Source organism: Halomicrobium sp. HArcht3-1 (assembly GCF_058933345.1).
In genome coordinates, this window is record NZ_JBZYDM010000003.1 from 375722 (window position 1) to 402150 (window position 26429).

Genomic DNA, 26429 nt, shown 5'->3' on the forward strand with positions numbered 1-26429 from the left:
GAGAAAATGGCGACGACAGCCACGATCGGACGGCTCATCGCGGGACTCGCACTCCTGTTTGGCAACGGCTACTTCGTGACGATCGAGTTCGCGATGACCCGTGTCCGGCAGTTCTCAGAGCGCGAGTTTCAGGGGTCTCGGGGGCTCGAACGTGCCTGGACGATGACCGAGCGACTGGAGATCTATCTCTCGGGCTGTCAGCTCGGAATCACGATCTGTAGCGTCGGTCTCGGGGTCGTCGCAGAGCCAGCCCTCGCCGCGGTGCTCGATCCGGTGATCGTCGCCGCTGGCCTCGAAGGTGTGGCAGGTGGGAACGGCGGCGGCCACACCGCGCTGGCGGCGATCACCGCACTGGGGATCATCAATCTCTTGCACCTCACCGTCGGCGAGCAGGCCCCGACGTACCTCGGCATCGAGCGGACCAAGACCATCGCGAAGTACGGCGCACCGATCCTCTACTGGTGGACGACACTTCTCTCGCCGGTGATCCGACTGGCAGACTGGACGGCGAAAGCGCTCCTCTCCCTGCTGGGCGTCGAGATCACGCGCTCGTGGGCAGAAGAGGAGATCGACGACGAGGGCGACCGACCGCAGTCCCGCGGCGAACTCATCAGCCAGATGGGGTCGACCCTCGCCAACAGCGGCCTGCCGGAGGAACGTCGACGCGAGGTGATGAACGCCGTCGCGATCGACCAGATCGACGCCGAGAACATCATGGTCGACCGCGAACAGATCGTCCCGCTGTCGACCACCGACGACGCCGACGCGACCCTCGCAGTGATCGAGCAGACACCACTGACGCGCTACCCGGTCGTCGAGGGCGACCTCGACAGCCCGGTCGGGATCGTCTATACGCCCCAGATTCTCCAGCACCGGGACGCGCTGGCGGCCGGCGAGACGACGATCACCGAAATCGCTGCCGATCCGATGACCGTCTCGCCTGATATCCCCGTCAGCGAACTCATCGACGCGTTTCAGGCCAACAATCAGGAACTCGCGCTGGTCGTCGAGGACGGACGCACGATCGGTCTCGTGACCGCGACGGACGCCTTCGAGACCATCGCCGGCGAGCTACGCGACCCGATCGACGAAGAGATCGGACAGGCCTGACCGCTCGTACCGAGCCGTCACCGTGTGACGACCGTCGCGACCCGAAGTCGCGACATGCTGTCCCGACGGACACCGGCGGTATCAGCCGTGCACTGACCTATTCGACACCGTCGTACGCCGTCGCGAGGCCGTCCAGCGCTTCGTGGTGTTCGGTCGTGTGGGGCGCGGTCAGCGGCGAGACGCTGACTTTGCCATCGACGACCGCACGGCGGTCCGTCCCCTCGGGGTCGGGAATGTCGCCGTCGGCCATCCGCTCCCAGATACGGTCGTGCAGCGTCACCGTGCCGCCCTCGCGCTGTGCCCCCATCTGATAGACGCGAGACGGTTCGGTGATCGCCATCTCCGCCGGCCCCCAGTCGGCGACTGGCGCGTTGACGTTGAGGTAGTCACACTGCTCGAAGACCCCCGCCTCGATGGCGTGGTCGGCGAGGAACGCGGCCGCACGAGTCGCCTCGCCGTAGCTGTCGTAGTTCTCTTCGACCTCCGTGAAAGCGGTGTCCTCACGCACCGGGATGTACATCGAGACGGCCATCGCCGGCACGTCGAAGAAGGTCGCCTCGACCGCGGCACTTACCGTCCCCGAGCGGCCGAGCACGTACGCCCCCAGATTCGCGCCGCGGTTACAGCCCGCGACGACCAGATCGGTCTCCGGGGCAAGCGATTCGAGACCGGCCACGACACAGTCCGTCGGTGTCCCCTCGACGGCGTACCCGAGTTCGTGCTCGTGGACCGTCACCTCGTGTGAGATAGCGCGCCCGACCGCGCTCTGGTCGTCGTGTGGCGCGACGGCAGTCACCGCGCCGACATCGGTCAGTTCGTCGTACAGCGCCCGAAACCCAGCACTGTCGATCCCGTCGTCGTTCGTCAGGAGAATCGACGGCTCCTCGTCCATACACCTCGTCAGGACGAGAGGGGCAAAAGAACTCCGGCGCTCGGCGCCCGCTCGCGGCTCACGGGTCGTTCCTCCTCGTTCGCTCGTCCGTGCTGTTCGCGCTTTCCGGCGTCGTCGCTCGCTTCGCTCGCGAGCGACTCACGGGTCGCTATGCTCCCCGTTCGCCTTCTCGTGATTCTCGCTCACGAGGTTCGCTCAGCCACGCGACTCACGGGTCGCTATGCTCCCCGTTCGCCCTCCCGTGATTCTCGCTCACGAGGTTCGCTCAGCCACGCGACTCACGGGTCGCTATGCTCCCCGTTCGCCCTCCCGTGATTCTCGCTCACGAGGTTCGCTCAAATCACGCGATCCACCACGGTCTCTGCATTGACCACCACGTTGTACGCGCCCTCGTCGTCGTTCCAGAGGACAAGCGCGTTCTCGAACAGGAGCAAGTCACCGTAGTCGGCCCGGCGCAGGTCTTCGTTGAGGATCGACGCCTCCGTGAGGACGGCGAAGTGGTCCGTCTGCTGGCTGCCGTCGCCGATCAGGAAGAGGGGGTTGCCGCCGTCGGTGAGGTCGGTGCTGAGTTTCACGCCCAGTAGATTGATCCGGTCGGTGACGTAGGATTCAGCCTCGGCCATCTTGGCGACCTGCGAGCGGTTGCCGCGGGCGTCGATGGCGGTCTGCCCGTCGGTTCTGAGTATCGAGTAGGCGTACTGTACGTCGACGTTGACGAACTCGCCCGGTTCGTGGTCGGGGTCGGTCGCGTCCTCGTCGAGACGGCGCTGGAACGGCGGCACTTCGATGTCTGGTTGCACGTCGAACGACCACGACTCGCTGGCCGGCGTCTCGTGGGGCCACAGCCGAACGGTCGGACCGTACACCGTCGCCGGGCCGTCGTCGGCGACGGCGCGCTCGATCTCGCGCAGGCCGATGGCGGTGTTCCGGTCGGCCGGTTCCGTGGCGACGACCGTGCCGTCGTCGGCCAGCACGTCGAGATATCGCTCGACGACGGCGACGGGATCGTCGAGTTCGTTCAGGACGTTGGCAAAGAGGAGCAGGTCGAACTGGCCGTCGGGATCGAACGCTTCGGCCGTCGTCCGGTGGATCGTCGTCTCGACGTTCGATCCGACGCCGTCGAGCATCGCCGCGAGTACGTCGGCGGCGGCGCTGGGTTCGACGGCGTGGTAGTCGACGAGCGCGTCCTCACCGAGCAGGTCGAGCAGGCCGAGCGCCGGGCCGCCGACACCGGCCCCCACGTCGAGGACACGCACTCGTCGCGGGAGCAGTCCGTCCTCTATCAGGTCCGCGAGGACGTACTGGGTGACGGCGTAGTAATCGGGGAGATGATAGACGGCGTAAGCAAGCGCCGTCAGATCGTCGTAGGTCACGTCGGCCTGCTGGAGATACCGCTCTTTGATCTCGCGGATGCGCGCTCTGAGTTTTCCGCCGCTCTCACCCTCCGTCCAGCCCAGTCCCTCGCGCTCGACCAGCAGCTCTTCGAGACGGCGAACGTGATCGTCGGGAAGGGCGTCGACGCCGTGGAAGTCGGTCGTCGCCGGTCCCGTCTCGATTGGCTCGAAGGTGCCGTCCTCGCGCTCGACCAGTCCGAGGTCGAACGCCTCCTCGCGCAGGATCTGCGTGACGACGGCCGGGTGTGGCTGGCCCTCGATGTAGTCACAGATCTCGTCGGGATCGATCGGGCGGACCTGTCGCAGGTACTTCGCGTTCGAGCGGACTGCCTCGCGTGTCTCGTCGTTCATTGAAGATCCTCGTAGAGTTCGGTAAACGTCTCGTCGTCGGCCTCGGCGATCCGGCGGGCGGCGTCGGCCACGTCCTCGGCACCGTCGAAGGCCGCCTGAATGTCGGCGTAAACGCGGGCCTCACCGTCGGTCACCTGCTCGACGAGCTCGAACAGGCCCTCGGAGATCGGCGTCTGGAACGCCTCCGGCACGTCGGCTGCGGCCATGGCGAAGGCCAGCACTGCGGTGTGGGCACTCGCCTGCACGGTCTCCATCGCCTCGTCGTGTTCGGCCGGCGTCGTCTCGACGAGGTCGTTGCCCCGGTCGGCGAGTCGGTCGCGAACCGTCGCCGAGATCGGACCGTCGGCGTCCGTGACGACGGCGATGTTCCCGGGCGCGTTCTCCGGTGCGAAGAGGGGATGGAAGCTCGTGCGCTCGATCCCGGGTGCATGTGTCTCCATCGCGTCGATCGGCCCGCGCATAGTCCCGGTCACGTCACAGATCGCCTCGGTCGCCACACTTGCGTACTCTTGGATGGTCGCGCCAGCGGCGGGCAGTGGGACGGCGACACAGACCAGATCGAACGATTCCTCGACCGGCGGCGACAGTGCGCGACCACCGACGCGGTCGGCCGCCGCCGCTGCCGTGTCCTCGTCGGTGTCGACGAACGCGATCTCGTCGTCGGCCGTCACGACGCTCTCCCCGAACCACTGGCCCATCGCGCCTGCACCGACGACGAGAACTCTCATTGCGCTCGGGTAGCCCGTGGCCGCTCAAAAGCAGTTCGATCGATCGGACACCCCGTCCGAGACGACGGCTGACGAGGCCGAGATAGACAGGCGTCGTATCGCCCGAGGGTCCCCGAATCCCCCGTGTAAACGCTTATCAGTACCGGCCGTGTTGCCGGCCGTATGAAGCGAGTTCGATTTCGCGATTCTGCCGGCAACGTCCGTGGTGGACGGTGGACCGTCGAAGACGGTGAGCCGGTCGTCACGGCGGCCGCTGGACCCTACGGTCGCATCGCCTTCGGCGACGAGTCGTTCGCGCCGGAGGAAGTCGACGTACTCCCGCCCTGTGAACCCACCAAGATCGTCTGTGTCGGCCGCAACTACGCCGAGCACGCAGACGAGATGGGCAACGACGTTCCCGACCGACCGCTGCTCTTTCTCAAGCCACCCAACACCGTCACCAGCCACAACAAGACGGTAACGCTGCTGCCCGACAAGGAACGGATCGACTTCGAGGCCGAGTTGGGCGTCGTCATCGGCGAGCAGTGCAAGAACGTCGCCGCTCGCAACGCCGAGGACGTGATCGCCGGCTACACCTGCGTCAACGACATCTCGAACCGAGACGACCAGGAGATCGAACAGAACTGGGTCCGCGGGAAAGCCTTCGACAACGCCTGTCCCATCGGTCCCCTCGTCGCGACGCCGGAACATCTCCCAGACGATGCGACCATCGAGAGCCGCGTCAACGGCGAGACCAGACAGTCCTCCTCGATCGACCACCTCATCTTCTCGGTGCCGGAACTGATCGAGGAGATCACGGCCTACATGACGCTCGAACCGGGCGACGTGATCGCGACCGGGACGCCCGCAGGCGTCGGCCCACTGGAAGACGGTGACCGCGTCGAGATCGAGATCGAAGGCGTCGGGACGCTCGAACACAGCGTTCGGATCCCCTGATACGGAAAGTTGTAGTTGCTTACCGGTGAGCGTCGGCACGGGGTAGACGCTCACCGATAAATCGCTACAACCGTCCGTATGAGACGGACAGTCGTCGGTCTCGACCGAATCGGCCATATTTATTATCACTCGTTTCTCGGCTGTAAGTAGTGTGTGAACAGGTCGTCGTCGGCGTCGACGGTGGTGGCACCTCGACCACCGTACTCGTCGCCGATCTGTCCGGAGCGATAGTTGGGACTGCGACCGGCAGCGGCGCGAACCCGACCCATAACCGACTTCGCGACGCCCACGACGCCGTTCAGTCGACGATTCGGCGGGCACTCGACGAGGCTGGCCGAGACGTGTCGTCGGTCGCGGCGCTGACGGCTGGCTTCGCCGGTCTCGACAGCCCATCAGATCGCCAGTGGGCCGACGCGTTCGGGACGCTCCCGGAACTGCCGTGTGACCCACACTGTGTCAACGACGCCGTCGTCGCCCACGCGGGCGCACTGGAGGGGGAACGCGGAATCGTCGCCATCTGTGGCACCGGCTCGATCGTTCTCGGAATCGACGGAGACGGCCGACTGGTTCGGAACTACGACCTCGACCACTACGCCGAAGCGGCAGCACGACACCTCGGTCGCAGACTGGTCCATCGGCTGGTCAGCGGGGATGCGACCGAGGAGGACCGGGCGTTCGTCGACGCCGTGCTGAGCGAGTGGGGCGTCGAAGACACGGCGCAACTCCGACGAGCGGCGCTCGACGGCGACCTGCTCTCGACGGCAGAGTCTGAAAACGCTCTCGACGGCATCGCACCGCTCGTGACACGGGCAGCCCGAACTGGCGTTCCGCTCGCCGAGTCCGTGTGCGAGGCCGCCGCGAGGGAGGTCGTGCGGGGCATCCGTGCAGTGAGTGGCTACCTCGACGGCGGTCCGACGACCGTCGCGCTCGAAGGCGGCGTCCTGCGGAGTGAGGGAATGCACGACGCGGTCTGTGAACTGCTCGCTGGCGGGGACCACGAGTTCACAGTCAGGGAACCAGCGATGTCCCCTGCCGCCGGAGCGGTGTTGTTGGCACTGGAACGAGTGGCCGGCGAGAACACGGCAGCACGCAGACAGTTACAGCGCGACGACGGGGCAGTACGAGGGGTGTAGAACCATCGCCCCGCTCAGACGGAATATTGTCGCCGTTTTGCCGGGAGACCGAACACTGTCCTGCGGTCGATCCGGGAAAGAGCTACGATATTCCGTATCACTCGGCCCCAACGATAGCGACTGGTCTGTCGCTGTCGAACAGGACCGACTGCGTCGTGCTCCCGAACAGCATCTTGCCGGCCCGAGAGCGTCTTCGACCGCCCATCACGACGAGGTCGGCATCGATGTCCTCGGCCACGGCGACGATGTCTTCCGTGACGTCACCGCTCTCCTCGATGATCTCGTGTTCGATCCCCGCGTCGTCCAGTCGTTCGACGATCCGCCGGACCGAGGTGACCCTGTCGGCCGAGTCAAACTGCTTGAGTTCCTCGGGCACCGGCTTGGGCCACGACTCGTCGGTAAAGACGAACAGGATCGAGACACTGATCTCTTCGTTGGCCGCCGGTAACCCTGTCACGAACTCGGCCTGTCGAACGGCTTCGTCCTCGTCGGCCCCGACCGGGAGGAGGACACTGTAGGGTTCGTCTGTCATGATCGGATGCTGTCGGTCATCAGTCGGCCCCCTGCGGCGGGAACCAGCCACACTCGGTGCACGTCTCGATGCCAGTCAGGTACTGGACAGGCCCGCCGCAGGATGGGCACGGACGATCGCTCTCTGGTGTGTGTTCGGACGCGAGTGTCATGTTCAGTCGTCGCCCCCCGTCTTGATGTCGGCGGAGAGACCCTGTGCTAGCTGGATGTCTTTGGAGTTGTTGAGCGTCCAGGCGGTGCGGTCCGTGACGGCCTCGATGATCTCACGCGCGGAGGGGTAGCCGTTCCCGGACTTCTTGACGCCGCCGAACGGCAACTGGACCTCTGCGCCGATACAGGGGAGATTCCCGTACGCGAGACCGACCTCGGCGCGGTCGCGGTAGTAGTTGATCTGGCGGTAGTCCTCGGAGATGATCGCCCCGGCGAGACCGTAGTCGGTGTCGTTCTGGATGTCGACGGCGCGCTCGATGTCCCCGTCGTATTCCAGCAGCGCCACGTGGGGACCGAACACTTCCTCCTGGATGCATCGCAGGTCGCTGTCGGGGTCTGCTTCGTAGACGAACGGGCCGACCCAGTGACCGTCTTCGTGGCCGTCCGGAATCTCGTCGTCGTCGAGGTCGGTCCGGTCGACGAGAACGTCGACGCCTTCCTCGGTCGCCAGTTCGTTGTACCGGGCGACTTTCTCGCGGTGTTCGGCCTCGATGAGCGGTCCCATGAACGTGTCCTCCTGCAGCGGATCACCGACGGCCACGTCGGCGGCGACCTCGGTGAACCGCTGCTTGAACTCCTCGTACACGTCGGTGTGGACGATCAACCGTTCCGAGGAGACACAGCGCTGGCCGGTCGTCTTGAAGCTCGACATCACCGCAGAGTGGACGGCGATGTCGAGGTCGGCGTTCTCGGTGACGACGATGGCGTTCTTCCCGCCCATCTCACAGGCCGTCCGTTTGCCGGCTTCCTTGGCGACCGACTCCTGAATCATGTGGCCGACTTCGGCCGACCCGGTGAACAGCACCGTCTCGACGTCGTCCGATTCGACGATAGCGTTACCGGCGTCGCCGAAGCCATGCACCATGTTGAACACGCCGTCTGGAAGCCCTGCTTCGTCGAACAGTTCCGCGACGACCTCGGCACACTTGGGCGTCTGTTCGGCGGGCTTGAACACCACCGTGTTCCCTTCGACGAGTGCGACCGCCATGTGCCAGTAGGGGATCGCGATCGGGAAGTTCCACGGTGTGATACAGCCCGTGACCCCGCGTGGTTTGCGCCGCATGTAGGCGTCCTTCGACGCGATTTCGCTGGGGACGATGTCGCCGCTGGGGTGGCGTGCGTCGCCTGCGGCCCACTCGACCATGTGCGCGGCCTCGACAACGTCGGCTCGACCCTCGGAGATTTCCTTGCCGCACTCGCGGGTGACGATCTCGCCGAACTCGTCGGTCCGCTCTTTGAGCTGGTGGTACACGTCCCAGAGGTACTCCGCCCGGTCGATTCGTGAGAGCGATCGCCACTCGTCGAAGGCCTCGTCGGCGGCGTCGATCGCACGTTCCACGTCCGCCGGTGTCCCACGAGGGAACTCGCCGATGACCGCTCCTGTCGCGGGATTCTCGCTCGTGAACGTCTCTGTCCCGTCGCCGGAGACCCATTCGCCGTCGATGTACTGCTGGTGGGAAGCTGGCATTGCTCGTTGTACAACCCACGATTGCCAATAGACACGTCCGACCATGGACGGGTGCCCGCTTGCTGGTCCAGATCAGCCCAGTCCGTACGTCGATTGAAAAGTACCCCGACCATGGTCGGGCCAACAATCGTACCGACGACAGACGCATATCTGTGCACGTGGTAGTACTGATATGAGCTTCGCCGACGAGATAACGGGGACCCGCCTGACCCTCGATCTGTGGCATCCGAACTGCTGGGCGATCGAGGCAACTGAGCGGACGAGCGGTGGTGTCCTCGCACACGCGATCTACAACTCGCCGCAGGCTGTCGGTGAGGGACCGGACACGGTCAACGGTCTCTTTACCGCCTTCGGCGACAGTGAAGCAGAGGTCGAGCAATTGCTCGATACCATCGGGTCCTCCGAACACGTTGGTGATCTCAAGGAACTGCAAGAACGGTTCGGTCGTCAGCGAAACGCGCCGGGCAGTTTCATCCGAGAGTTCTTCCTGGAGTACGACCCCAACGACATGGTGTGTCCGACGCTACTCGAAAACGGCTTCATCCACAGCGCACCGGTTCGGATCGAGCACGGCAAAGAGGAGTGGCAGGTCTGTTTCGCGGGCGAGCGTTCGGAGATCGACGACGCGCTCGACGGCGTCCGCGAACAGGCCGGTGCCGAGGTCGAGGTCGCCGCGATCACGTCGGCAGACACCGGCAACGGGTCGGAACGCAGTCGCCGTCTCGACTCGCTGACGACCTCACAACGACAGGTGTTCGAGCACGCTCGGGAGGCGGGATACTACGAGTGGCCCCGCGAGGCGTCGACCCGAGAGCTAGCCGACGATCTCGGCGTCTCGAAGACCACGATGTTAGAGCACCTGCGAAAGGCAGAGGCGAAACTCCTGAACCCCGAGCCACAGACGAACCTACCGACCGACGACGGCCCGTAACGCAAACAGCGCGTTGGACTTCCGTTCTCTGATTCGCCGGTAGAAGTAGGAGAACCACTTGCTCCCGTAGGGGATGTACTGGTAGACCTCGATCTCGTCGGCGAGTTCGAACTGCGCGCGCTCCCGGACGCCGGTGAGCATCTGTACTTCGAACGGCGTGCCGAACTCCTCGTGCAGGTCACGCGCGAGCGAAATCATCGCCGGATCGTGACTGCCGACCGCGACGCCGTCGTCGAATTCGCGGAACATGAATTCGAGGTTGTCGCGATACGCCTCGTCGACACGGGCCTTCTCGCGGTAGGCGATGGCTGCGGGTTCGTCGTACGCGCCCTTGACGAGTCTGACTTTTCCCGGCAGCGCGGCGAGGCGTTCGAGGTCGTCGCGGGTCCGCTTGAGATTCGCCTGCACGCAGACACCCACGCGCCCGTCCGTCTCGCGTGCGTGACGTTCGAACGCATCGAGAGTTACGTCCGTCGTCTCGTGGTCCTCCATGTCGATCCAGACGAAGCACTCGGCTGCATCGACGATGCGAGCGAGGTTCTCTTCGAAGACAGCGTCACTGATACCGAGACCGATCTGGCTCGGTTTCACGGAGATACAGGTGTCGAGGTCCCGCGCCGCGATCCCAGCGGCGAGGTCGACGTACGCGTCGGCGTCTGCGTCGGCGTCGGGTCGGTTCTCGTAGTGCTCGCCGAGCAGGTTCAAGATTCCGTGGACGCCCCGAGCGTTGAGTTCCTCGACGTGATCCATCGCCGCAGAAGGTGTCTCCCCCGCGACGAAGTTGCTGGCGATCGGCGGTAACATTAGTCGAAAAAGACACCAGAGTCACGTATAACGGAACCCGACCAAATGTTTCACCACGTTTCATTGGTCAAAATACCCACTTTCAGCGGCCAACACGTCGACTGACGAGCAATCCCGCCCATGGTAGGGCCGCTATTGAGGCCGATAGAGAGAGCAGAAACAGCAAGTCATCATGACAGAAGATACCAAGCGCGAGATCGACCGTCGAACACTCATCAAATCGTCCGGGCTGGTCGGACTCCTCGGACTGGCAGGCTGTGTTGGCACGACGGACGACAGTGACGGTGGCGACGGTGGCAGTAGCGGTGACGGCGACAGTGACGGCAGTACAAGCGGTGACGGCGACGACAGCAGCGAGAGTACGGAAGGGTCGGACGGAGACGACGGCGGGAGCGGCGACGGTCCCTACACCATCGGGATGGTCGATTCACTGACCGGTTCGCTCTCGGCGTTCGGTGAACGCAATCAGCGTGGGAAAGACCTCGCGCTGGAGCGGATCAACGACGTGGGCATCGACGGGCGCGAACTGGCGATCACCGTCGAGGACTCCGAGAGCGAGAATCAGGGTGGCGTCGCAGCGGCCCAGAAACTCGTGAATCAGGACGGCGTTCCGTTCCTCATCGGCTCCGTTGGGTCGGGCGTCTCGCTCGCGATCTACGAGAGCGTCGTTCAGGGAACGGATGTCGTCCAGCTCAGTCAAAACTCCACCGGCCTGAACCTGACTGACTTCCCGGGACTGCTCCGTATGTCCCCGACGGGCCGAACCCAGTCGCTTGCACTTGCCGACATCATCGCCGAGGACGGCCACGACAGCGTCGCAGTCACGTACGTCAACAACGACTACGGACAGAGCCTCACCGACGCGTTCGTCGAGGCGTGGGACGGTGAGATCGCGTACAACAATCCTCACGATCAGGAGCAGCAGTCGTACTCCGGCATCATTTCGGAGATGAACAGCGCGGATGCCGACGCGTGGCTGTTCATCACGTATCAGGCGGAGTTTGCGACGATGGCAAACGAGGTCTATTCGAGCGGATACGAGGCGATGATGTACGGCGCGGACTCCGTCTCCGGCGACAACGTGCTCGAAAACACGCCCGAAGGGAGTATCGACGGCATGAAGATCGTCGTGCCGTCGGCGCCCGTCGAGGAAGAGAACTATCAGGACTTCGCCGACCGGTTCGAATCGGAGTACGGCGAGCAACCGACGGCGTGGTCCGCCTACGCCTACGACTGTGCAGTGACTGCTGCACTCTCGATCCAGGCCGCAGACGAGTTCACCGGTGCCGCGTTACAGGAAACCGTCCGTGAGGTCACTCGTCCCGAAGGAGAGCAGGTGACGACGTACGAGGCTGCAAGCCAGATCCTCGCAGACGGCGGTGGCGCATCCGATATCGACTATCAGGGCGTCAGCGGCCCGATCGATTTCAACGAGGACGGTGACCCCGTTGGATTCCTCCAGATCCTGACCGTCGAGAACCACGACTACGTCGGCACTGGCTTCATCGAATCCTGATCACGACCAATGGTGCTCGACTACATCGCCAGTGGGATCGTCTTCAGCAGCATAATCGTGCTGGGCAGCATCGGGCTGTCGCTCGTCTACAGCATCGCCGACTTCGCGAACTTCGCGCACGGCGATACGATGACAGTCGGGGCGTACTCGGCGTTCGTCACCTTCGGGTTCGTCGGCGCTATCGGAGGTGGGGTGCTCGGATTACCACTGGGCTTTTTCGTCGCGTTGATCGTTGGAATCGTGATGGCGGCAGCGGTCGCCATCTTGACAGAGAAGGTCGTCTACGAACGAATGGACGTGGGGTCGATCGAACTACTGATCACCTCGATCGGGATCGCGTTCATCTACCGCGCGATCATCCAGATGGGGTTCGGTGCCGATTTCACCCGATACGGCATCCAGCCGCTCCGTCCAATCGAGTGGCTCATCCCCTACGGAGTTCGAATCACGCTCCACGACGTTGGTATCGTCGTCTCGGCGACGATCCTCGTCGTCGGGCTTCACATCTTGCTCCAGTACAGCGACCTCGGCCGCAAGATGCGGGCAATGGCGGACAATCCGGAACTCGCTCGCGTCAGCGGGATTCGAACGGACAGAGTCAGACTCTGGACGTGGCTCATCGGTGCCGGTCTCGCCGGTGCCGGCGGCGTGTTCCTCGGTCTCTACAATCAGCTTTCGCCAAGAATGGGGTTCAATCTCCTGCTGATCATCTTCGCCGCCGTCATCCTCGGCGGCATCGGATCGGTGTACGGCGCGATGGCCGGCGGGCTCCTCATCGGGATGATCAATCAGCTCACACCGGTCCTCTCGGACCTCGGAACGCTGATCCCGTTCGTCGAGGTCATCCCCTTCATCACCGAAGAGTTCGGCATCCCCATCGGCATCGAGTACGCCAACGCCATCGCGTTCGTGATCATGGTGGCTGTGTTGCTCCTCCGACCGAACGGGATCGCCGGGGAGGCGACCTGAAATGAGCGTCGTGACGGACCCGAAGACCTACTGGTCGGACCGCACGCGACCGGAACAGGTCGTCATCGGCATCGGTGCCGGGTTCATCGGACTGCTGGTGCTGGGACTGGTGACCGGCGGACTCGCACCGACGTACTTCCTCTACCTGTTCGGTCTGGCAGCGATGTACGCGCTGTTGTCGCTCGGGCTGAACACGCAGTGGGGGTATTCGGGACTCATCAATTTCAGCGTCGCCGCGTTCTTCGGTCTCGGTGCGTACGGGACGGCGCTCATGAGTGCGACGACATCACCGATCGCCGACGACATCGAATCGCTCACGCTACTCGGCTTCGATCTACCCGCCGGTCTCATTCTCAATCCGGTGACCGGCCTCGTCGTGGCGCTCGTCGTCGCGGCCCTGCTGGCACTCCTCATCGGAATCCCAACGCTCCGGCTTCGGGCGGACTACCTCGCGATCGCCTCGCTGGGACTCGCAGAGGTCGTTCGGCTAGTAGTGCTCAACGAACGCTGGCTGACCAACGGCAGTTCCGGCGTGCGCGGCATCCCGTCGTTCTTCGAGGGGTGGCCGCTGCTCGCGACGTTCCCGGACGCGATGCCGGGACTCGTCATCAGGATCGTTCCGGGGTCCCCGATCGTCCTCGAAACGCCGTTCTGGACCGCGTTGTTGAACGTCGGTCTCGTGCTGGTGTTCCTCACGGTCACGTACCTCGTGCTCCGGCGCGCTCACCGCTCGCCGTGGGGACGTGTGCTTCGGACGATTCGGTCCGACGAGGACCTCGCCCGGGCGCTCGGGAAGAACACGTTCTCCTACAAGATGCAGGCGTTCGTGCTGGGCAGCGTGATCATGGCGCTTGCCGGTGTGTTCTACGCCCACCTGAATCTCTACATCGGACCCGGCGATCTGGACCCGGTCACGACCTTCTACGTGTGGGTCGCCGTGATTCTCGGCGGCAGTGGCTCGAACCGCGGTGCCCTGTTCGGTGGCTTCGTCATCGTCGCGATCCGCGAGGGGACACGCTTCCTCAACGAGTTCGCCTGGATTCCGGTGGACGTTGCGCCGCTGCGATTCCTGTTGATCGGCGTCCTGATCGTCCTCCTCATGCGGTTCCGGCCGGAAGGCGTGTTGCCGCCACAGCGGGAACTCATCTGGCCGAAGTCGGTCGACGAAGTCCCGACACAGCCAGACTCGGGCGTCAATCAGACCAGCGGAGGTGAGAACCGTGAGTGAGACAGACACGAGAGAGACGACAGAGACCGAGGTGACAGAGTCGAACGGAGACACCGTTCTCCGCGTCGACGACCTGCAGAAGTCCTTCGGCGCGCTGACGGCGACCGATCACGCCACCTTCGAGGTCGAGCGTGGCACGATCACAGGGCTGATCGGCCCGAACGGAGCGGGCAAGTCCACGCTGTTCAATCTGATCTCGGGCTTCTACGAACCGGACGGCGGGACCGTCGAAGTCAACGGGACGGACGTGACCGGGATGGAGCCGTATGAGGTCGCAGATCACGGTCTCATCCGTACGTTCCAGACGCCGCGAAAGCTGGAAGGGATGACGGTGCGGGAAGCGATGCTCATCGGCCCGCGACAACAGCCGGGCGAGTCGTTCGTGAACCTCTTTGCACGGCCGGGGGCTGTCGAGTCTGCCGAGTCGAGGAACCTCGCCGAGGCAGAGCGCATCCTCGAAGAGTTCGAGATCGATCACCTCGCGACACAGCCGGCGACGAAAATCTCGGGCGGGCAGATGAAGCTAGTCGAACTGGCTCGCGCGATGCTGGCCGAACCCGAGATACTCTTGCTCGACGAACCCGCGGCCGGTGTCAATCCGACCCTTCGAAACAAGCTTGCCGAGCAGATTCGGCGGCTGAACGAACAGGGGACGACGTTCCTGCTCATCGAGCACGACATGGAGTTCGTGATGAAGCTCGCGGACCCCGTGGTCGTGCTGGACCGTGGGAACGTCCTCATGGAAGGCCCACCGCAACGAGTCCAGACAGATTCGCGCGTCATCGACGCGTATCTGGGAGGTGGCACATGAGCGAGACCGTCCTCGAACTGTCACACGTCGACAGTGGGTACGGCGACGTGCAAGTGCTGGACGACTGTACACTGCACCTCGACGAAGGTGAGATCGTCTGTCTCATCGGTCCCAACGGGGCCGGAAAATCGACCGTGTTGAACACGGTGTTCGGAATGATCTCACCGTGGACCGGGAGCGTCCTGTACCACGACCGCGATATTGGCGGGATGGCACCCGAGGACATCGTCCGCGAAGGGATCGGATACGTCCCGCAGACCGACAACGTGTTCGGGACGCTGACCATCGAGGAGAACCTGCGGATGGGTGGCGTCGCGAGGAAGGACGGTCTCGAATCGGTGATCGACGACCTCTACGACCGCTTCCCGCTACTAGACGAGAAGCGATCCGCCAACGCGAAGACGCTGTCCGGCGGTCAGCGGCAGGTGCTTGCCTTCGCCCGTGCGCTCGTGATGGAACCGGACGTACTCCTGATCGACGAACCATCCGCCGGACTCGCTCCGAACACTGCCGACGACGTGTTCGGCCACGTCCAGTCCGTCAACGAACTCGACACGGCCATCCTGATGGTCGAGCAAAACGCCACGAAGGGACTGGGCATCTCCGACCGTGGGTACGTCCTCGATCAGGGGACTGTTCGGTTCGAAGACGAGGCCGAGAGCCTCCTCGACAACGAGGAAGTCTCGCAACTCTACCTCGGCGGGTAAGACACCGCTTCCGGGGCGGCCAGTCGCCCCGTGCCACGCTGTTCGAGAGTCGCTTTATGAATACTCCTACACATCACCGCCCGGTCGATGACAACCCATAAGTTTAGGATTGCCTAATCCATAGCCGTGCAGTCACGGACACCGGCACCGAGAGCGGACGTGTGTGTCGTCGGTGCGGGGCCGGCCGGCGCGCTCGTCGCCCATCGTCTCGGACGGGCCGGCTACGACGTGGTCGTTCTGGAGGCCGGGCCGCGCTTCGAGTTCGAGGACCGCCCCGAGCGGATGGAGCGAGCGATCCGACCCGGCCACGACGACCTATCGGTCTGGGAAATGGGCGGCGAGCGCGACGCTTACTCGAACGCCGGAGAGCGATTCTACCCGCTGAACATCGCCCGCGTCAAGGGCGTCGGCGGGTCGACCCTCCACTGGCAGGGGATGGTGATGCGCCTCCACGAGAGCGACTTTGCGGGGGCACTACCCAACGACGACCCCGCGTGGCCCATCGACTACGACGACCTGCGACCGTACTACGCCGAGGTCGAGGACGCATTCGGCGTCGCGGGCGCGTCGGACAACCCCTTCGCACCGCCCCGGGAGCGGCCCCATCCGATGCCCGCGTTCGAACCGTCGTACAGTGATTCGCTGTTCGCGCCGGCCTGTGAGCGACTGGGGATCACGACCCACAGCGTCCCGAACGCGCGCAATTCCGAGGGCTACGACGACCGGAGTGCCTGTGTCGGCTACGGCACCTGCCAGCCAGTCTGTCCCTCCGGCGCGAAGTACAGCGCCGACCATCACATCGCCAAGGCCGAGGCGGCCGGTGTGCGCGTGATCGACCGGGCACCGGTCCAGCGCCTCGAAACCGGCGACGACGGCGACCGGATCGAAACCGCGGTCTACGCGACGCCCGACGGGACGGAACACCGACAGGCGGCACGCCAGTTCGTGCTCGCTGCGGGCGGCATCGAGATTCCGCGCCTACTCCTCCTGTCGCGCTCCTCGGACCACCCCGACGGACTCGCCAACAGTTCCGGTGCCGTCGGTCGGTACTTCATGGAGCACCTCTTTGCCGGCGCTGGCGGGACACTCGACGAGCGAACACGCCAGAACCACGTCGGCTTCATCACCAGCGAGAGCCACCAGTTCTACGACGACCCCGGGCAGGCCATCGAGCGCGACGGCGAGACGGTCGTCCCGGCCGCAGATAGACCGCACTCACCGATCAAGCTGGAGTTCCTGAACTACGCCGGCCCGTCGCCGGTCGAGCAGGCGCTGGACGCCGAGCGGTGGGGCGACGACCTGCTTTCGGACCTCCGGGAGAGCTACGGCCACCACATCGCGATGGGTGGGCTGGTCGGCCAGCCACCACGGGCCACGAACCGGATCACACTGGACACCGAAACGACAGACGACCACGGCAACCCCGTCCCGGAGATTCACTGGTCGTGGGGCGACCGGGAGCGCCGGACCATCGAACGGGCGAACCGGATTCAACACGCCGTCCTCGACGAACTGGGTGTCGACATCGGGTGGACGGCAGGCCCCGATTCGACCGGTCCGGCATACCACCACATGGGGACGACGCGGATGGGCACCGATCCGTCGGCAAGCGTCGTCGACCCGACGCTGCGAACCCACGACGTGGCGAACTGCTGGATCGTCTCCTCCAGTGTGTTCCCGACGGCGGGATCGATGAACCCGACGCTAACGATCGGTGCGCTCGCACTACGATGTGTGGATCGTCTCGCGGAACGACTGTAGCCCGTTAGAGACCGAGCAGCAGTCCCGCATCGACGAGCAGAAGGATCGCTACCCCCGTCGCACCCAGCAAGAACGGCCGCGCGTTTCGAGCCGGCGCCATGAGTTTCTGCTCGTCGAAGCCGTCCAGAAGCTTGCTCGCTCCGACTTCGACCAGTCCCGCTAGCAGGAACCACAGCACGAGCATCGCGATGACGAGATACCCGCGGACCGAACTGGTCAGGCCGGTGACCGTGTACAGCGTCCCGGCGAGGTGGCCCCCGGTCAGGAACAGCAAGAGGGCACTCGCCCGTGAGACCGTCTGAAGACGGCCAACCATCGACGACAGCGGGGCCGGATCGCCGGCCCGGTTCATCGCTGTCGGCAACACAGCAATTGTAAAGAATACAACACTACCAGTCCACAGCGCGGCGAAGATCATGTGGATCGCGTAGACGCCGGTGAGGATCGGATCCATAGCGGCGTCTGGGGACCCGACCGTAATCAAACAGTGGGGATCAGTCGTCGAACTCGACCGGATCTTCTGCTGACATGTCGAGTTCTTTGACTTCGTCCGTCTTCGCCCGGGTCGGCTCGGCGGTCGACCGATCGAGTTCGAGTTGGTCGATCACGTGGACGAACGATCCGGGATCGGGGACGAGGAAGATACGGAGTTTGAACGCCACGTCCGATTCGGCGATGTCGACGACGGAGTCGAGGACGATCGACATCGAGTCACGGCGGACGTGAGTCAGTGCCCCATCGGCGATTGCGGGCGCGCTGTCACGCCGCAGCTCCGGCGTGTCGAAGTCGATCGTCGTCTCTAGCGTGTTGGCGATTCCGTCGATAAAACCCGACGTGAGGACGTTGCACATCTCCGAGAGCGCGCTCTCGTGTAGCTGATTGAACCCCTCGTCGGTGGGTGTGTTCGTCAGTAGCGTGGCGACTTCGGCCGCGGTCTCTGGGGAGAACGTCATCATGAACACCCCGTAGGGCGGCTCTGTGAGCCTGACGTGCGCCCCGTAGATATCCCCACCACCCATCTCGGCGGTGATGTCGGACGGTTCCACGAACGAGAGGCTCTTGATCTCGACGGAGGCCTCGACGCCAGCCAGCGTCTCCAGTGAGGTCGTTACGTTCTCGGCCCCGCTCTGGATGAGCTGATTGATGATCGACAGTTTTCGGACGTCGATGAGTAACGGCATCACCCCACAGGACAGCGCAGGGGATCATATTGTTTTCCCCCACGGTATCAGTGACAATAATCGGGCTGGAGCGGGCGCAGTGAGCACGCTTATGCCTACCGCCCTGCTTGCCTCGGGTATGCAACCACGGGACCTCTCGGCCCACAGCGTCTATCGCGCCGGGCGGGGGATCGAGGAGGTCGCCCGGGAGATCGGTCTCGACCCGGACGACCTCGTAAAGCTCGCGTCGAACGAGAACATGTACGGCCCCAGCCCGAAGGCCGTCGAAGCGATCGAAGCGGCAGCCGAGCGGATGCATTCCTACCCGAAAGCCTCCCACGCCGATCTCGCGGACCGACTCGGAAAGCAGTGGGACCTGCCGGCCGAACAGGTCTGGCTGGGCAACGGCGGGGACGGCGTCCTCGATTACTTCGCTCGGGCCATGCTGGAACCGGGCGACGCAGTGCTCGTTCCCTCACCGGGCTTTGCCTACTACCCGATGAGTGCCCGCTTCCACCACGGTGCGGTCCGGGAGTACACGCTCTCGAAGGCCGAGGACTTCGCCCAGACGGCCGAGACGGTGTTGAAAGACTACGACGGCGAGCGCATCGTCTACCTCACCAGCCCGCACAATCCGACGGGTAGCGAGTTCACGAACGACGCCATCGTCGAGATCGCCGACCGAACCGACGAGGAGACGCTCGTCCTCGTCGACGAGGCGTACGGCGAGTTCACCGAGTCGGCGAGCGCTCGCCAACTGCTGGACGAACGCGACGACGTGGCGATCCTGCGAACCTTCTCGAAGGTCTACGGACTCGCGGGCGTCCGGCTTGGCTACGGGCTGGTCCCGGAGTCGTGGGCCGACGCGTACGCCCGGATCAACACGCCCTTCGCAGCCAGCGAACTGGCCTGTCGCGCCGGGCTTGCCGCACTCGACGACGACGACCACGTCGAACAGACCGTCGAGACCGCCCGCTGGGCGCGCGAGTACTACCGCGACCACCTCGACGCCCGGACGTGGGCGAGTGGGGGCAACTTCGTACTCGCCGAGGTCGGCGACGGGGCCGCGGTGGCCGACGCCGCCCAGCACGAGGGCGTCATCGTCCGCGACTGTTCGAGTTTCGGCCTGCCGGGGTGTATCAGACTCACCTGTGGCACTCGCGAGGACACGAAACGGGCCGTCGAGGTCGTCAACGGAGTGCTCGACTAGATGTGCCGGGGGGATCGCTGATGCGGGTCGCGGTCACTGGTACGCCGGGGACGGGCAAGACGACGGCCACCGAACGGCTCGACACCGAACTGGACGTGATCCACCTCAACGACGCGATCAAGGCGGAGGACGGACTCGCCGCCGGCGTCGACGAGGACCGGGACAGCGTCGTCGCAGACTTCGAGGGCATCGAAGACTGGCTCGACGGCCGCGAGGACGTGCTCGTCGAGTCCCACCTCGCCCATCACTTCGACGCCGATCTGGTGATCGTGCTTCGTGCCCACCCGGAGACGATCGAGGAGCGCCTCGCCGAACGCGACGAGAGCGACGCCTCCATTCGAGAGAACGCCGAGAGCGAGGCACTGGACGTGATCCTGAGCGAAGCCGTCGAGCGCCACGGCACCGAGCACGTCTACGAGATCGATACGACGGATCGATCGATCGAGGACGTCGTCGAGGCCATCGAAAGCGTGCTCTCGGGCGACCGTGAACCGAGCGCCGGAACCGTCTCTTTCGTCGAGTATCTATGACACTGGATCAGTTTCGCCCACTCGCCGACCGCGCGCTCGGTCCGTTCGTCCGTGCCGCGAAAGGACTCGGTCTCTCGCCCAACAGCGTGAGCGTGCTCGCGTTCGCCGTCTCGGTCGCGGCCGGTGGCGTCTTTTTCCTCGCCGGTCAGCGCCCGCTGCTGTACGGTGTCGGTGCCGTCCTCGTCTTTGCGAACGGCTGGCTCGACCTCGTCGACGGTGCGCTCGCCCGCGAACTCGACGTGGCCTCAGCGGGTGGAGACCTGCTTGATCACGTCCTCGATCGATACGCAGACATCATCATGCTCGTGGGGCTTGCCGCGGGGATCGGTCGCTACGACCTCGGACTCGCGGCCGTGACCGGTGTCCTGATGACCTCGTATCTCGGAACGCAAGCGCAGGCGGTCGACCTCGACCGGGTGTACGGCGGCCTGCTGGGGCGGGCAGACCGCCTCGCACTGATCGGGATCGTCGGCGCTGTCGCGACGGTCCTCACCCAGCCGTTCCAAGGCCTGACAGTCGTCGGCTGGCTCCTCGTCCTCTTTGCCATCGTCGGCCACCTGACCGCGCTCCAGCGGTTCTACTATGCGATGCGGGCCTTGTAGCGCGGGGATCGCCGGACTGCTCGCGTGAGCGCACCATTTATGCGTCGCCGTGTCGAACCCGAGGATATGGTTCAGTGTGAGATGTGCGGGAAGGACGTCGCTTCACCGAATCGCGTGAAGATCGAGGGTGCCGAGCTCGACGTCTGCGACGAATGTACCGACTTCGGGACCGAGGTCACGACGCAGGACTCCTCGTCGACGTCGACGAAGTACTCGACCAGTAGCTCCTCGTCCAGCAGTTCGAGCACGTCCAGCGGCTCCAGTGGCTCGTCGTCGAGCAGTCGCCCGCGGAACGACATGTTCGACCAGATGGACGAACTGGCTCAGGACTACGACGAACTGATCCGCGAGGCCCGCGAAGCCCGCGGCCTGAGTCAGGAAGACCTCGCTCGTGAACTCAATCTGAAGGCCAGTCTCATCAGAAAGCTCGAACGCGCCGACACGCTCCCAAGCGATGACGTCCAGACCAAACTCGAACGGGAACTGGAAATCTCGCTGAGCGCCGGCGCCAGTGACGCCGACGAGGACTGGAGTGGCGGCTCGGCCAGCGGCGAGTACACGCTGGGCGACGTAGTCAAACGGAAAGACTGAGACGACGGGACCTCCGCGACAAGCTACAGTCGCAGATCCCGTTCTTCGACATCGAGATCGTCCGCGATCGTCTCGACTGCCGCTTCGAGTTCGGCGATGTCGGCTTCCAGTTGCTGGAATTTCTCGCTGGAGTCCAGCGCCCGCGGTGATTTCTCGACCTGCAGAACGTTTCGCTTGAGCTTCTTCGACGTGAGTTCCATGAACTGGTCGTTGTACTCGGTGATCTTGAACAGCCGTTCGACCACGTCCTCGATCTCGTCCTGTGTCACCGGCTTGATGAGATAGTCGTCGACACCCAGTTCGATGATGTCGAAGTCGGGATCGACTGCGGTCACCATCGCCACACGACACTCCATCGAGTGATCTTCGATGGCTGCCAGCACCTCGTTGCCCGAGAGCACCGGCATCCTTCGGTCGAGCAAGACGATATCGATAGCGTCGTGGAGTCGGTCGACTGCCTCTTCGCCGCTGTAGGCCGTGACGACGGTGTACTCGTCGGGGACGTAGTCGGCGTACAGATCCGCCAGATGGCGCTCGTCCTCGACGATCAACACCGTCGGTTCGTCGGGTACCAAATCACTCACGGGCGTCTGTCGACAGTATTTCCCGCTCATCATTATAAGAATATTGCCCGCCACAGCCGTCGATTCGGCGTGGTCACACAACGTATATGTCCCCGGGGGCCGGTGGACCAGCTATGTTCGTTCTGGTGAACCTGAAGGCGTATCCGTGTGACCCGACCGCCGTCGCCTCGGCAGCGGCCGACGTGGCAGACGACACCGGCGTTCGCATCGCCGTCGCCCCGCAAGCGGCCCACATCGACGCTGTCGCCGACACCGGCGTCGAGACCTGGGCCCAGCACGTCAGCCCCGTCGAGCACGGCAGCCACACCGGCAGCACGCTCGCCGAGGCCGCCGCGGATGCCGGTGCGACCGGGACACTGCTGAACCACTCGGAGAATCGCCTGAAGCTGGCCGACATCGACGGGTCGCTCGACGCCGCCGACCGTGCCGATCTGGAGACGATCGTATGTGCGAACAATCCCGAACAGATCGCCGCCGCGAGCGCGCTCGGGCCGGACGCCGTCGCCGTCGAGCCACCGGCACTCATCGGGACCGGCACGCCGGTCAGCAAGGCCGACCCGGACATCGTGCGTGACGCGGTCGATGCGGCCGCCAGGGTCGACGGGGATGTCGATGTCCTCTGTGGGGCAGGTATCTCGACCGGTGAAGACGTGGTCTCGGCCGGCGATCTGGGCGCGACGGGCGTGTTGCTCGCCAGCGGTGTGGCAAAGGCAGACGATCCGCGGGCTGCACTCGAAGACCTCGTCTCGGGGCTGTAGACAGCGTCGAGACCGAGGACGACGGCGACGGACTACTGCGAATCGATCGCGCGGCGAAGCTTCGTCGTACTCGAATCGAGTTCGATCTCCGAGGCGTCCGCTGGTGCCCGTTCCTCGATTAGCTCCCGCAATCGGGGCGCGTACTTCCCACGGCCGACGTGTTCGACGAAGCCATCGAGTCTGAGATGGCGGTTGTGTGCGTACGCACTCGTCCGGTCGCCGCTCCCGCCGGCCGAGAAGTGGGCGTTCAGTGGCGTGTCCGCCCCCTGTTCGACGTAGTATTCGAGCATCCGTCGGGTCTTCTCGTCCATCGCCTCGATGTCGGCCCTGAGATCGACGAGGTATCTGGGCTGGACTGGCGTCGACTCCTCGTCCGGTGATCCGGCCGCATCGTCGTCGGTCGCCGTGGTCGACTCCTCGTCCGGTGACCCAGCCGCATCGTCGTCGGTCGCCGCCACTTGGGTGTCCTCGTTGCACTGCTCGGTCGCGTCCAGTTCGCCGCCGTTCTGGGCGTCGTCGGCCGCTGCGATGGCCGCCGCGAACGCGGCCTCGTCGTCCGGCCCGGTCCCGTCGAAGTCGGCCGGTTCGAAGTCCATCTCGGACACGTCCTGTGCTGGGGCTGCCGGCGTTGTACCCCCGTCGCCGTTCGCCCCGTTGCTGGCTGGGGCACTTCCATCGCCGTTCGTCGCCGAATCAGGTGTGCCCCCGGAGAGTGCGGGTCCGGCCTCGGCGAACGATCCGAATGCGTCGCCGAAGCCCCCGCCGGACGTCTTGTCGGGTGACGGATCGTCGTCTTCGGCCCCAGTCTCGGGCGTCGACTCGTCGCCGGTCTCGGTCTCTGTAGACTCACCTTCGGGCGTCGGTGCTGTGTCGTCGACCCCGCGTAGCTGGGCCTGTCGCGTGCGCTCTTTGCCTTTCTGGGTCCGGCCGGGGTTGTATCCCTCGACGTGATCGAGCAGTGCCTCGGTGAACTGCTCGGCCATCCGTGTCATGTCACGGGCGTCCTGCAGTTCCGTTTCCAGTTCCGCGATCCGGGAGTTCTTCTTGTCCAGTTCCTCGCGCAGTTCCCGAATCCGGCTCTCGGTCTGTTCTTTCTCGTCGCTGATCGTCTCCAGTTCGCTGACCAGATCCTCGCTGACCGACTTCAGTTCCGGGCGCTCGAAGTCGTCCAGTCCCGGCGTCGCACCGGCGTCGAAGGTCTTCTTTCTGTGGAACTGGACCCGCCGGATCGTCTCGGCCCAGTCGGTCATCAGGAACGCCTCGCCGTCGTCCAGATCCTCGACAGCGTCGGCGTACTCGTTGTCGATGATCCGCCCGACGACTTTCGTGTCGTTGTTCCAGGTCAGCCGATGCCAGACGAGCCAGTCACACTGGGTGATGTAGTCTTTCTTCACGTCGGCTGGGCGCTGGGAGATGCCCACGATGCCGAGACCGTGCTTGCGCCCGCGCTTGCCGATCTTGATCAACATCTTCCCGACCTCGCCGACCGACCCCTTCTCGGGAATCCACTCGTGACACTCCTCGACGAGCATCAGGAACGGCTGTTTCTGCTTTTTGGCCTTGGCGAACAGCTGTTTTGCGACCTCGGTCAGCAGATCCTCGGCTTCCTCCTCGTCCAGGAACGACGAGATGTCGAGGATGATCGGCACGTTCTGTTCGAGCGCGAGCGACGCGATCTTCTCTGCGTGTTCGACCGTGACCTGAATATCGCACTCCTCGTCACCGCCGACGTGGAGAATCTCGTACTCCTCCTTGAGACCGTAGTACTCGCCGTCGATGTCGACGACGAGCAGGCCAAAGCCGTTGTCCAGCAGGTTCTCGGCGATGACCGAGGCCGTGTTGGACTTGCCCGACCCGGACTTGCCCGTCACGAACCCGCGGCCGGTGAGGAGTTCGACGACGGGGAGGTCGACCGAGCGGCCCGGTTCGCCGCGGCCGCCGACACCCTGACTCGTCGTCGCGACGGTGATCGCTTCAGTCTCTGCCATTCTTGTCCACTACCAGTCCCTACCCGCCCATAACTCTCCGTCAGACGCCTGTCACGCGCCAGAAACACGAGCGCGTCGCCAGCGAAGAGCCACGCACATCCGGTCGACGGCGGCAGTGCAACTGGCGTGTCACTCGTCGCTATCGTGACGAAAGTCCGCGATGGTCGTCTGGCCGTCGAGTCGCCCGCCCTGCTCCGGGTCGTCGTCCGCCTCACGCCACGACCCTGCGAGCGTCGCCTGCCCCGCCGCTGGCTCCTCGTCACGGACTGGGTCGCGCTCGCTTGGGGCGGTCGTGTCCTCGCTGTCGACGCGTCCGCCAGCGAAGCCACCCAGACTCGACTGCTCGCCGGCCCCGAAGGAGAGCTTCGAGACACGGACGCCGACTTTTCGGACGCGCTCGCCCTCGAACTCCGAGAGCAGATCGAGCGCCACGTCCTCGACCAGCGGTGGCTCGTCGACGGGTCCCGGGAGCGAGCGGGCACGTGTGTTCACGTCGAACGGCGGCGTGACGACTTTGATCCCGATGGTCTGATACAGCGCGTCCTTGCTGGTCGCGCGGTCGGCCACCGACGAGGCGAGCGAGCGAACGCGATCCGCGATCACGTCCTCGTCGCTCGTCGCTTCGGTGAAGGCCGACTCTCTGGAAAGACTCTTTGGCCGACCGCGGGGCGTGACTTCGCGGTCGTCCTCGCCGCGGGCGTAGCCGTAGATTTCGCGGCCGCGCTCCCCGAAGCGCGCTTCGAGTACGTCTGGATCGGCCCCGGCGAGGTCACCCGCAGTCTCGATGCCGAGGTCGCCGAGTTCGGCAGCCGTGACCGGGCCGACGCCGTGGACCTCCTCGACCGGGAGGTCGGCGAAAAACGAGCGGACCTCCCCCGGTTCGACCACGACGAGACCGTCGGGCTTGTCGTGATCGCTTGCCACCTTGGCCGCGCTCATCGTCGGGGCGACACCGACGCTGGCCGTGACACCGACCGCGGATTCGATCGTCGCTTTGAGGTCTCGACCCCAATCACGAGCGTCCGCCCACTCGATCTCCTCGGTCACGTCGAGGTAGGCCTCGTCGATGCTGACCTCGCGGACCACCGCCGCTCGGTCGTGGAGGATCGCACGCACGTCTTCGCTGACCGATTCGTAGAACGCCATGTCGACAGGGCGGTAGAACCCCGCCTCCTCGACGTTCAGGTCGGGATCGTCGACGGCGTCGACCTTCCGCGGGAGTCGTTCCAGTGCTTCGGTGATCGCCATCGCGCTGTCGACGCCGTACGCCCGGGCCTCGTAGCTCGCCGTAGCGACCGCACCGTGGCGCTCGCCGGGTTCGAAGCCCATCCCCACGACCAGTGGCTCACCGTCGAGGGCTGGCTCTCGCAGACGCTCGCAGGCGGCGTAGAAACAGTCCATGTCGACGTGGGCCACGATCTGCTCGTCGTCGTCCGTCTGTGTCCCCGGCAACCGGGCCCCGTCCATGCGCCGTCGTAGGATGGCGCGTTACCTTAACCTCATGGCTGTCCAAGCCAGTCAAAATC

26 protein-coding genes are annotated in these 26429 nt (G+C 64.7%); 15 read left to right on the forward strand and 11 right to left on the reverse strand.

Features of this window, described 5'->3' with window-relative positions:
* Positions 1-6 precede the first annotated feature (6 nt).
* A complete protein-coding gene (locus tag AC5FRW_RS07220) occupies positions 7-1110 on the forward strand; it encodes a CNNM domain-containing protein (RefSeq protein ID WP_493567762.1) in 1104 nt (367 codons plus the stop codon).
* A gap of 97 nt (positions 1111-1207) precedes the next feature.
* Here the strand turns inward: AC5FRW_RS07220 and surE are convergent, their stop codons facing one another.
* The 3 genes from surE to AC5FRW_RS07235 all read right to left on the reverse strand — a co-directional run bounded on the left by surE (position 1208) and on the right by AC5FRW_RS07235 (position 4475).
* Positions 1208-2002 carry a 5'/3'-nucleotidase SurE gene (gene surE, locus AC5FRW_RS07225; protein WP_493567763.1) on the reverse strand — a complete coding sequence of 265 codons (795 nt, stop codon included), beginning with the start codon at positions 2000-2002 and terminating at the stop codon, positions 1208-1210.
* Between the two features lie 335 nt (positions 2003-2337).
* Positions 2338-3747, reverse strand: coding sequence for a small ribosomal subunit Rsm22 family protein (locus AC5FRW_RS07230; RefSeq protein WP_493567764.1), 1410 nt, complete (start codon positions 3745-3747; stop codon positions 2338-2340).
* Positions 3744-4475, reverse strand: coding sequence for an NAD(P)-binding domain-containing protein (locus AC5FRW_RS07235; RefSeq protein WP_493567765.1), 732 nt, complete (start codon positions 4473-4475; stop codon positions 3744-3746). Before AC5FRW_RS07235 ends, AC5FRW_RS07230 begins: the two co-directional genes overlap by 4 nt.
* A gap of 162 nt (positions 4476-4637) precedes the next feature.
* Here AC5FRW_RS07235 and AC5FRW_RS07240 point away from each other — a divergent pair, with 162 nt between their 5' ends.
* Together AC5FRW_RS07240 and AC5FRW_RS07245 are read left to right on the forward strand one after the other, a co-directional pair.
* A complete protein-coding gene (locus AC5FRW_RS07240) occupies positions 4638-5411 on the forward strand; it encodes a fumarylacetoacetate hydrolase family protein (protein ID WP_493567766.1) in 774 nt (257 codons plus the stop codon).
* A 149-nt stretch (positions 5412-5560) separates the two neighbouring features.
* Positions 5561-6544, forward strand: coding sequence for a BadF/BadG/BcrA/BcrD ATPase family protein (locus tag AC5FRW_RS07245; RefSeq protein WP_493567767.1), 984 nt, complete (start codon positions 5561-5563; stop codon positions 6542-6544).
* Positions 6545-6641: 97 nt separating this feature from the next.
* Here AC5FRW_RS07245 and AC5FRW_RS07250 read toward each other — a convergent pair whose 3' ends face one another.
* Positions 6642-7076, reverse strand: coding sequence for a universal stress protein (locus tag AC5FRW_RS07250; protein WP_493567768.1), 435 nt, complete (start codon positions 7074-7076; stop codon positions 6642-6644).
* 153 nt (positions 7077-7229) lie between these two features.
* Positions 7230-8753 (reverse strand): aldehyde dehydrogenase family protein, encoded by a 1524-nt coding sequence (locus AC5FRW_RS07255; protein ID WP_493567769.1) that lies wholly within the window; start codon positions 8751-8753, stop codon positions 7230-7232.
* Between the two features lie 172 nt (positions 8754-8925).
* Here AC5FRW_RS07255 and AC5FRW_RS07260 point away from each other — a divergent pair, with 172 nt between their 5' ends.
* Entirely contained in the window at positions 8926-9684 is a 759-nt protein-coding gene (locus tag AC5FRW_RS07260) for a helix-turn-helix domain-containing protein (RefSeq protein ID WP_493567770.1), read from the forward strand.
* On the opposite strand, the gene AC5FRW_RS07265 is transcribed toward AC5FRW_RS07260, so the two are convergent.
* Positions 9661-10488, reverse strand: coding sequence for a proline dehydrogenase family protein (locus tag AC5FRW_RS07265; protein WP_493567771.1), 828 nt, complete (start codon positions 10486-10488; stop codon positions 9661-9663). The genes AC5FRW_RS07260 and AC5FRW_RS07265 overlap by 24 nt on opposite strands.
* 172 nt (positions 10489-10660) lie before the next feature.
* Here AC5FRW_RS07265 and AC5FRW_RS07270 point away from each other — a divergent pair, with 172 nt between their 5' ends.
* The 6 genes from AC5FRW_RS07270 to AC5FRW_RS07295 all read left to right on the forward strand — a co-directional run bounded on the left by AC5FRW_RS07270 (position 10661) and on the right by AC5FRW_RS07295 (position 17480).
* Entirely contained in the window at positions 10661-12004 is a 1344-nt protein-coding gene (locus AC5FRW_RS07270) for an ABC transporter substrate-binding protein (RefSeq protein WP_493567772.1), read from the forward strand.
* 9 nt (positions 12005-12013) lie between these two features.
* Complete coding sequence (locus tag AC5FRW_RS07275) at positions 12014-12973, forward strand: branched-chain amino acid ABC transporter permease (protein WP_493567773.1); 960 nt, start codon at positions 12014-12016, stop codon at positions 12971-12973.
* Position 12974: 1 nt separating this feature from the next.
* On the forward strand, positions 12975-14201 hold the full coding sequence (locus AC5FRW_RS07280) for a branched-chain amino acid ABC transporter permease (RefSeq protein ID WP_493567774.1): 1227 nt from the start codon (positions 12975-12977) through the stop codon (positions 14199-14201).
* The gene (locus AC5FRW_RS07285; protein ID WP_493567775.1) at positions 14194-15012 is read left to right on the forward strand and encodes an ABC transporter ATP-binding protein; all 819 of its coding nucleotides are present in this window, start codon (positions 14194-14196) and stop codon (positions 15010-15012) included. The genes AC5FRW_RS07280 and AC5FRW_RS07285 overlap by 8 nt, the downstream gene beginning before the upstream one ends.
* A complete protein-coding gene (locus AC5FRW_RS07290; RefSeq protein WP_493567776.1) occupies positions 15009-15719 on the forward strand; it encodes an ABC transporter ATP-binding protein in 711 nt (236 codons plus the stop codon). The genes AC5FRW_RS07285 and AC5FRW_RS07290 overlap by 4 nt, the downstream gene beginning before the upstream one ends.
* A 126-nt stretch (positions 15720-15845) precedes the next feature.
* Positions 15846-17480: a GMC family oxidoreductase gene (locus AC5FRW_RS07295; RefSeq protein WP_493567777.1), complete on the forward strand. Its 1635-nt coding sequence runs from the start codon at positions 15846-15848 to the stop codon at positions 17478-17480.
* 4 nt (positions 17481-17484) lie between these two features.
* Here the strand turns inward: AC5FRW_RS07295 and AC5FRW_RS07300 are convergent, their stop codons facing one another.
* Together AC5FRW_RS07300 and AC5FRW_RS07305 are read right to left on the reverse strand one after the other, a co-directional pair.
* Entirely contained in the window at positions 17485-17934 is a 450-nt protein-coding gene (locus tag AC5FRW_RS07300) for a transporter (RefSeq protein ID WP_493567778.1), read from the reverse strand.
* A gap of 40 nt (positions 17935-17974) precedes the next feature.
* Positions 17975-18661 carry a chemotaxis protein CheC gene (locus AC5FRW_RS07305; protein WP_493567779.1) on the reverse strand — a complete coding sequence of 229 codons (687 nt, stop codon included), beginning with the start codon at positions 18659-18661 and terminating at the stop codon, positions 17975-17977.
* 118 nt (positions 18662-18779) lie between these two features.
* Between AC5FRW_RS07305 and hisC the strand changes: the two genes are divergently transcribed.
* The 4 genes from hisC to AC5FRW_RS07325 all read left to right on the forward strand — a co-directional run bounded on the left by hisC (position 18780) and on the right by AC5FRW_RS07325 (position 21573).
* Positions 18780-19850, forward strand: a complete 1071-nt coding sequence (gene hisC, locus AC5FRW_RS07310; RefSeq protein WP_493567780.1) for a histidinol-phosphate transaminase — start codon at positions 18780-18782, stop codon at positions 19848-19850.
* 20 nt (positions 19851-19870) lie between these two features.
* Positions 19871-20380: an adenylate kinase family protein gene (locus AC5FRW_RS07315; RefSeq protein WP_493567781.1), complete on the forward strand. Its 510-nt coding sequence runs from the start codon at positions 19871-19873 to the stop codon at positions 20378-20380.
* The gene (locus tag AC5FRW_RS07320) at positions 20377-20982 is read left to right on the forward strand and encodes a CDP-alcohol phosphatidyltransferase family protein (protein ID WP_493567782.1); all 606 of its coding nucleotides are present in this window, start codon (positions 20377-20379) and stop codon (positions 20980-20982) included. Before AC5FRW_RS07315 ends, AC5FRW_RS07320 begins: the two co-directional genes overlap by 4 nt.
* 66 nt (positions 20983-21048) lie before the next feature.
* Entirely contained in the window at positions 21049-21573 is a 525-nt protein-coding gene (locus AC5FRW_RS07325) for a multiprotein bridging factor aMBF1 (protein WP_493567783.1), read from the forward strand.
* A 23-nt stretch (positions 21574-21596) separates the two neighbouring features.
* On the opposite strand, the gene AC5FRW_RS07330 is transcribed toward AC5FRW_RS07325, so the two are convergent.
* Complete coding sequence (locus AC5FRW_RS07330) at positions 21597-22157, reverse strand: response regulator (protein WP_493567784.1); 561 nt, start codon at positions 22155-22157, stop codon at positions 21597-21599.
* A gap of 113 nt (positions 22158-22270) precedes the next feature.
* Between AC5FRW_RS07330 and tpiA the strand changes: the two genes are divergently transcribed.
* Complete coding sequence (tpiA, locus tag AC5FRW_RS07335) at positions 22271-22915, forward strand: triose-phosphate isomerase (RefSeq protein ID WP_493567785.1); 645 nt, start codon at positions 22271-22273, stop codon at positions 22913-22915.
* Between the two features lie 32 nt (positions 22916-22947).
* On the opposite strand, the gene AC5FRW_RS07340 is transcribed toward tpiA, so the two are convergent.
* Positions 22948-24903 (reverse strand): helicase HerA domain-containing protein, encoded by a 1956-nt coding sequence (locus tag AC5FRW_RS07340; RefSeq protein WP_493567786.1) that lies wholly within the window; start codon positions 24901-24903, stop codon positions 22948-22950.
* A 129-nt stretch (positions 24904-25032) separates the two neighbouring features.
* Positions 25033-26370 carry a DNA polymerase IV gene (gene dinB, locus AC5FRW_RS07345; protein ID WP_493567787.1) on the reverse strand — a complete coding sequence of 446 codons (1338 nt, stop codon included), beginning with the start codon at positions 26368-26370 and terminating at the stop codon, positions 25033-25035.
* Positions 26371-26429: the final 59 nt, after the last annotated feature.

What these genes read in the sequence shown, in the direction of transcription:
- AC5FRW_RS07220 (WP_493567762.1), top strand. Translation starts at nt 7, where the DNA reads ATGGCGACGACAGCCACGATCGGACGGCTCATCGCGGGACTCGCACTC.
- surE (WP_493567763.1), bottom strand. Translation starts at nt 2,002, where the DNA reads ATGGACGAGGAGCCGTCGATTCTCCTGACGAACGACGACGGGATCGAC.
- AC5FRW_RS07230 (WP_493567764.1), bottom strand. Translation starts at nt 3,747, where the DNA reads ATGAACGACGAGACACGCGAGGCAGTCCGCTCGAACGCGAAGTACCTG.
- AC5FRW_RS07235 (WP_493567765.1), bottom strand. Translation starts at nt 4,475, where the DNA reads ATGAGAGTTCTCGTCGTCGGTGCAGGCGCGATGGGCCAGTGGTTCGGG.
- AC5FRW_RS07240 (WP_493567766.1), top strand. Translation starts at nt 4,638, where the DNA reads ATGAAGCGAGTTCGATTTCGCGATTCTGCCGGCAACGTCCGTGGTGGA.
- AC5FRW_RS07250 (WP_493567768.1), bottom strand. Translation starts at nt 7,076, where the DNA reads ATGACAGACGAACCCTACAGTGTCCTCCTCCCGGTCGGGGCCGACGAG.
- AC5FRW_RS07255 (WP_493567769.1), bottom strand. Translation starts at nt 8,753, where the DNA reads ATGCCAGCTTCCCACCAGCAGTACATCGACGGCGAATGGGTCTCCGGC.
- AC5FRW_RS07260 (WP_493567770.1), top strand. Translation starts at nt 8,926, where the DNA reads ATGAGCTTCGCCGACGAGATAACGGGGACCCGCCTGACCCTCGATCTG.
- AC5FRW_RS07265 (WP_493567771.1), bottom strand. Translation starts at nt 10,488, where the DNA reads ATGTTACCGCCGATCGCCAGCAACTTCGTCGCGGGGGAGACACCTTCT.
- AC5FRW_RS07270 (WP_493567772.1), top strand. Translation starts at nt 10,661, where the DNA reads ATGACAGAAGATACCAAGCGCGAGATCGACCGTCGAACACTCATCAAA.
- AC5FRW_RS07275 (WP_493567773.1), top strand. Translation starts at nt 12,014, where the DNA reads ATGGTGCTCGACTACATCGCCAGTGGGATCGTCTTCAGCAGCATAATC.
- AC5FRW_RS07280 (WP_493567774.1), top strand. Translation starts at nt 12,975, where the DNA reads ATGAGCGTCGTGACGGACCCGAAGACCTACTGGTCGGACCGCACGCGA.
- AC5FRW_RS07290 (WP_493567776.1), top strand. Translation starts at nt 15,009, where the DNA reads ATGAGCGAGACCGTCCTCGAACTGTCACACGTCGACAGTGGGTACGGC.
- AC5FRW_RS07300 (WP_493567778.1), bottom strand. Translation starts at nt 17,934, where the DNA reads ATGGATCCGATCCTCACCGGCGTCTACGCGATCCACATGATCTTCGCC.
- AC5FRW_RS07305 (WP_493567779.1), bottom strand. Translation starts at nt 18,661, where the DNA reads ATGCCGTTACTCATCGACGTCCGAAAACTGTCGATCATCAATCAGCTC.
- hisC (WP_493567780.1), top strand. Translation starts at nt 18,780, where the DNA reads ATGCAACCACGGGACCTCTCGGCCCACAGCGTCTATCGCGCCGGGCGG.
- AC5FRW_RS07315 (WP_493567781.1), top strand. Translation starts at nt 19,871, where the DNA reads ATGCGGGTCGCGGTCACTGGTACGCCGGGGACGGGCAAGACGACGGCC.
- AC5FRW_RS07320 (WP_493567782.1), top strand. Translation starts at nt 20,377, where the DNA reads ATGACACTGGATCAGTTTCGCCCACTCGCCGACCGCGCGCTCGGTCCG.
- AC5FRW_RS07325 (WP_493567783.1), top strand. Translation starts at nt 21,049, where the DNA reads ATGGTTCAGTGTGAGATGTGCGGGAAGGACGTCGCTTCACCGAATCGC.
- tpiA (WP_493567785.1), top strand. Translation starts at nt 22,271, where the DNA reads ATGTTCGTTCTGGTGAACCTGAAGGCGTATCCGTGTGACCCGACCGCC.
- AC5FRW_RS07340 (WP_493567786.1), bottom strand. Translation starts at nt 24,903, where the DNA reads ATGGCAGAGACTGAAGCGATCACCGTCGCGACGACGAGTCAGGGTGTC.
- dinB (WP_493567787.1), bottom strand. Translation starts at nt 26,370, where the DNA reads ATGGACGGGGCCCGGTTGCCGGGGACACAGACGGACGACGACGAGCAG.